This is a genomic window from Nitrospira sp. BLG_2 (assembly GCF_049222245.1).
The window spans coordinates 1-4,906 of record NZ_JBLYIG010000291.1 but is presented as its reverse complement, the minus strand read 5'-3'; the positions used below and the strand labels follow the sequence as shown (position 1 = coordinate 4,906).

The following is a 4,906-nucleotide window of genomic DNA, read 5'->3' as shown; positions in this document are numbered from 1 at the left end:
CTACCGTCTTATTCCCTAAATTTGACCCGCTTCGGCCTCGTACCGAGAGAGTCCCGTCTTGCATTTCACGGTTTCCCGCGACCAACATGAACGGGACTTTCGCTTTTTCCGCTTCACGAATCTTGAACCCGATTTTCTCATTCCGAATGTCCGTCTCGGCGCGGAAGCCGGCCGTCTTCAATTGAGCGGCGACGACCGCGACGTAGTCTTGCTGATGATCGGTGATGTTCATGACCACCGCCTGCACTGGAGCCAGCCAGGTCGGGAACGCGCCCCCATAGTGCTCGATCAGAATGCCGAAAAAACGCTCGATGGACCCCATCAAGGCGCGATGGATCATGATCGGGCGATGGGCCTTGCCGTCCTCACCAATGTAACTTAACTCAAACCGCTCCGGATTGTTGAAATCCACCTGGACCGTTGAACATTGCCACGAGCGTCCCAACGCATCTTTGATCTTAATGTCGATCTTCGGACCGTAAAATGCCCCTCCTCCCGGGTCAAGATGAAAGGAGATGTTACGGCCTTTCAGTGCCACTTCCAATGCGCTGGTGGCCAAAGTCCAATGTTCATCCCCACCCACGGACTCTTTGGGCCGGGTGGACAAAAATACTTCAAATTGATGGAATCCGAAAGTCCGTAACACAAAGAATGTAAAGTCCAGTACCCGGCTGACTTCATGTTCCATTTGATCCGGGCGGCAGAAGAGATGGGCATCATCCTGCGTGAATCCGCGCACCCGCATGAGACCGTGCAGAACGCCGGTCCGTTCATAGCGGTAGACCGTCCCCAATTCCCCATAGCGAATGGGAAGGTCTCGATAACTGCGAAGATGACTCTGATAGATCATGATATGGTACGGACAATTCATCGGTTTCAGCTGGTACTCACTGCCCTCCAGCTTCATCGATGGAAACATGTTTTCGCGGTAGTAGTCGAGATGCCCACTGGTTTTCCAAAGATCAAGCCGCGCGGCATGAGGCGAATAGACCAGCTGATACCCATCCCGAATATGTTGTTCTCGCCAGAAATTTTCAATCAACAGGCGGACCGCCGCGCCTTTCGGATGCCACAGTACCAAACCGGGTCCGATCTCATCCTGAATGCTGATCAAATCCAGTTCTTTTCCGACTTTTCTGTGGTCGCGCCGCTTAATTTCCTCCAGCCGAGCCAGATAGGCATCCACTTCCGCTCTTGTCGGAAAGGATGTCCCGTAAATCCGCTGTAACATCGGATTACGTTCATCGCCCCGCCAATACGCTCCTGCCGTGGTGAGCAATTTTATGGCCCCAATGGATCCGGTGGTAGGGAGATGGGGGCCGCGACAGAGATCGACGAAGTCGCCTTGGGCGTAGGCCGTGATCGGCTCTCCATCCGGGAAGCCTTGAATCAGCTCGACCTTGTAGTGTTCTCCACGGGCCATGAAAAAATCTATCGCGTCCTTTTTCGAGAACTCCCGCCTTGTGATGGTAAGATTACGCTTGATGATTTCGGCGGCGCGCTCTTCGATTCTCTCCAGGTCTTCGGGAGTAAAGGGACGCTCGAAAGCAAAATCATAATAAAAACTCTCTTCCAAGGCCGGGCCGATGGTCAGTTGCGCAGACGGGAAGAGTTCTTTGACTGCCTGAGCCATGATGTGAGTACTGCTGTGCCGGTACACCTCACGGCCCTCTGCGCTGTCGAACTTCAGCGGTTCGACTACCGAACTCCCAGACAGAGGACGCGACAGATCAACCACCGCTCCGTCTACTTTGGCCGCCAGGATATCCTGGCCTGCAACTCCTAACTCAGAGAGAGCGTCACCTATCGTCCCCCCGATCGGAATGTCACCGCTTGGACCGTCTTTTATGGATATCTTCATGACTTATGGAATTTGATCCACGACAGAAAACAACAAAGGCACCGAGCCTCCAAGAGGCAAACCAGTGCCTCAGCTTGAATGGTAGGCGCGGACGGTCTTGAACCGTCGACCTCTACCGTGTCAAGGTAGCGCTCTCCCCCTGAGCTACGCGCCTATCGATAGAGGAGGCATGCTAATATAGCCTCGTTGACACTGTCAAGAAAACGAAATGGAAGGTCGCAGTCCTTCAGTTATCTGAAAGAAGTCCGACCTTCCCTTTAATCTTCAGCTTGAGGACCATCACCTCACAGCAGAACGAAGCTCTTTCCCGGCTGAGAACTTTGGGACCTTCGCAGCTGGGATTCGAAGTGATTCGCCTGTCCGCGGATTTCTTCCCATTCGGGCTTTTCGCTTGGAAATCGTAAAGGTGCCGAAATTGACGAGGGAGACGCGTTGTCCTTTTTTCAACGAGGAAGTCACCGCCCCGGTGAATGCTTCGAGGGCGGTTCCGGCCGCTATCTTAGTGATGCCCGCTGAAGCCGCCATCTTAGCGATCAGCTCTTCCTTTGTCATGATGTCCCTCCTTCATGAGTTTGAGAGGTGGTATGGGAAGTGAGCCCAGCAGCACACTTGTCAAGTTTATTCAGGCACGATGACTCGCTCTCGCTTTGTTTGTTTCAAGGGAATGTGAAGATTCACGATTTTTTTTCGCAACGTGTTCCGATTGAGTCCAAGGAGTTCAGCTGCCTGTATTTGATTCCCTCTTGTTTCCCGCAGGGCTGAAGTGATGAGAGGGCGTTCTACCGCTGAAATGAGGATCGGATGAAGGTTTTTTGCCGATCCGTTTCTCATCCCCTTCACGAACTCTCCCATTTTGACCTCCAAATAGCTCTCCAGGGAAGCGTCGCGGGCGTTGTTCTGCTGGGAACTATTTGACTGATTCATCAGCTGAATGGTTTTCAGTGTCCTTTTTAAGACAGCCTTAGACCCTCTGATACACAGAGTGCGAGTGAGGTCGAGATGGTCATTGAGCGCGCTCATCTGTTCCTGTCCGCCTTGCGACTCCATCACGACGGTATCAAACCGATGTTTTGACAACTCCTTTTGAAAGGTCGAAATGTCCCGAGTGATCGTAACGGAGACGTCCGTGAAGAGCTCTTTCACGAGAACTTGTACGGCCGTGTCGTTCGTGAATAGCAGAATGGTAAATGAAGATGACGGCACAGACATGAAGGCATCACCCGCAGCAGAGGGCGGATTATTGCCGAGGGCGTAAACGATGTCAATCGTATTTATGGACGTATCGGCCTTTCAGTATGACTATGCCAGCATCACCTGCCAGTAAAGAAGCTGTTTCCTGATGGCTTGACAGATTGAGACAGGAAAATGTATATGTATCTCAATCCCTACAGGAATAATAAAGAATGAAAGTGTCTAAACGAGCCACGTACGGAATTATGGTCGCTGTCGATCTCGCAATGCATGCCAATGAAGCCCCGGTTCAAGCGCGAGCGATCGCGAGGCGCCATGGAATTCCAGTCCGTTTCCTCGAACAAGTTCTCCATGCGATGAAGAAGGCCGGATTAGTAGAAAGCCAACGGGGTGCCCAAGGGGGGTATCTCCTCACGCATGAACCAACGGCAATGTCGATCGCCGATATACTCGAGGCATTGGAGGGGCCGGTCTTTCATCGGTCATTTGTCGGTCAACGAACACGCGATCGCCACGCGGCCAAACCGGAACTGCTGTTGGATGACGTCTGGGAACAGGTTCAGCAGGCGGAACGAAAAGTTCTCGACAACGTGACCGTCGAACACTTGGCGATGCGTCTACGGACGATCGAGGCTCAGCGCAATCCGATGTATCACATTTGATTTGAAGGGCTCCTCTCCTGAGGAGGCAAGGAGATCGGTATATGAACCCAGTTGAATCCCTCACTACCCCCAAAATTGTCACCCATCCGATTCCGCCGGCCATTCTAGAGGAAATAGAAACCTTTGAGGTCGAAGCCCTACGAACATTGACCGGAGAGATCTCCACTGATCTCTTCAAACCTTTTCGCCTGCAGTACGGCATTTACGGCCAGCGTCAGCGTGGGGTGCAGATGGTCCGCATCAAGATCCCGTTCGGCGGCATCACGGCGAATCAGCTGCGACGTGTGGCGGAACTCGCCGACCGCTATGCGACCGGAGTCGGCCACGTCACGACAAGACAAGATATTCAAATGCACTTCGTAGAGCTGAAGGATGTACCGAGTATCATGCGGGGACTGGCAGAAGTCGGTCTTACCACCAGAGAGGCCTGCGCCAATACCGTGCGGAATGTGACGGCCTGTCATCTGGCCGGTGTGTGCCAAGGAGAAGTATTCGATGTGACTCCCTATGCGAAGACAGTCGCGTATCATTTGTTACGGAACCCGTTGAATCAAAGTATGCCGAGAAAGTTCAAAATCGCGTTTTCCGGCTGCAAGCATGACTGTGCTCTGACTCCCATCCATGATATCGGCCTGCTGGCGGTCAAACGAGCCGACGGAGAGATCGGCTTTCGAATGGTGGCCGGTGGAGGCTTGGGTTCCGCTCCACGGGTCGCCCAACTGCTCCGTGAATTCACACCGATGGAGGAACTGATTCCCAGTATCGAAGCCGTTATTAAAGTTTTCGACACCCTAGGCAATCGAAAAAATCGAAACAAGGCCCGGATGAACTTCGTGATCGACAAGCTGGGGTTTGACGAATTCAAACGGCGCTGGGAAGCAGCCTACGTCGCCATGGGACACGCACTTCCCGAGACCAGACCGTTGACTCTCCTGCAGCATCAGGATGAACCCCCGCGACTCATCATGCCAACGAGAAACGGTGTGGCGAATGGAAACGGAAATGGCAACGGCAACGGGACTCACGCGATTGGCTATGAGACGCCGTTCGAGATGTGGAAACGGACCAACGTCGTAAAGCAGAAGCAGGATGGGTATGTCACAGCCGCCATCAAGCTGTTTATGGGGGATATTACGGCTGAACAGATGCTGTTCGTCGCCGGCCTGGCAGAGCGCTATTCGAACGGCAATCT

Annotated in this window: 5 protein-coding genes and 1 tRNA gene; 2 read left to right on the top strand and 4 right to left on the bottom strand. The window is 53.1% G+C overall.

The features are described from left to right. The 4 genes from thrS to ACOSYY_RS08110 all read right to left on the bottom strand — a co-directional run. Positions 1-1,861 (bottom strand): threonine--tRNA ligase (gene thrS / locus ACOSYY_RS08125; RefSeq protein ID WP_421661766.1); only part of this gene is annotated, 1,861 nt, incomplete at its 3' end. A gap of 79 nt (positions 1,862-1,940) precedes the next feature. Further along, positions 1,941-2,015 (bottom strand) — tRNA-Val (locus tag ACOSYY_RS08120). Between the two features lie 125 nt (positions 2,016-2,140). Beyond that, the gene (locus ACOSYY_RS08115) at positions 2,141-2,413 is read right to left on the bottom strand and encodes an HU family DNA-binding protein (protein WP_421661765.1); all 273 of its coding nucleotides are present in this window, start codon (positions 2,411-2,413) and stop codon (positions 2,141-2,143) included. Positions 2,414-2,479: 66 nt separating this feature from the next. After that, positions 2,480-3,070: a helix-turn-helix domain-containing protein gene (locus tag ACOSYY_RS08110; protein WP_421661764.1), complete on the bottom strand. Its 591-nt coding sequence runs from the start codon at positions 3,068-3,070 to the stop codon at positions 2,480-2,482. A 194-nt stretch (positions 3,071-3,264) separates the two neighbouring features. Between ACOSYY_RS08110 and ACOSYY_RS08105 the strand changes: the two genes are divergently transcribed. Continuing rightward, positions 3,265-3,714: an RrF2 family transcriptional regulator gene (locus ACOSYY_RS08105; RefSeq protein ID WP_421661763.1), complete on the top strand. Its 450-nt coding sequence runs from the start codon at positions 3,265-3,267 to the stop codon at positions 3,712-3,714. A gap of 41 nt (positions 3,715-3,755) precedes the next feature. After that, the coding region (locus ACOSYY_RS08100) for a nitrite/sulfite reductase (RefSeq protein ID WP_421661762.1) at positions 3,756-4,906 on the top strand (1,151 nt) is incomplete at its 3' end.

Excerpts from the sequence above, each read along its gene's own strand:
- ACOSYY_RS08115 (WP_421661765.1), bottom strand. The coding sequence starts at position 2,413 with ATGACAAAGGAAGAGCTGATCGCTAAGATGGCGGCTTCAGCGGGCATC.
- ACOSYY_RS08110 (WP_421661764.1), bottom strand. The coding sequence starts at position 3,070 with ATGTCTGTGCCGTCATCTTCATTTACCATTCTGCTATTCACGAACGAC.
- ACOSYY_RS08105 (WP_421661763.1), top strand. The coding sequence starts at position 3,265 with ATGAAAGTGTCTAAACGAGCCACGTACGGAATTATGGTCGCTGTCGAT.